Source organism: Mesorhizobium sp. M5C.F.Ca.ET.164.01.1.1 (assembly GCF_004792125.1).
GTDB classification, from domain to species: domain Bacteria; phylum Pseudomonadota; class Alphaproteobacteria; order Rhizobiales; family Rhizobiaceae; genus Mesorhizobium; species Mesorhizobium wenxiniae.
This window is the reverse complement of the sequence record NZ_SRTG01000565.1, coordinates 1-288: the sequence shown is the minus strand read 5'-3', so window position 1 is coordinate 288 and position 288 is coordinate 1. Positions and strand designations below refer to the sequence as shown.

At 66.7% G+C, this 288-nt stretch carries 1 pseudogene; it reads left to right on the top strand.

Going from position 1 to position 288, the window contains the following annotated elements:
* A pseudogene (locus EN807_RS34770) lies at positions 1-288 on the top strand (ABC transporter ATP-binding protein); the annotation flags it as partial.

Genomic DNA, 288 nt, shown 5'->3' with positions numbered 1-288 from the left:
AGAGGCGATGTCGATCGCCGACCGCATCCCCATACTGGACTATGGCAGGATCAGGCAGATCGGCGCGCCGGCCGAGATCTATGACCGCCCGGTCAGCACCTATGTGGCGCGGCTGCTCGGTTCGCCTGTCATGAACATCCTCAAATCCGTTCGCGGCGAGAGCGGCGTCGAAGCGGCCGAAGGCGCGCTCAGCATCGCCGACCGCGCGGCTCCGGCCGACGCAGTCGAGATCGGACTGAGGCCGGAAGACATCAAGGTCAGCCCCTGGAGCGACAACGGGAAGGCGGG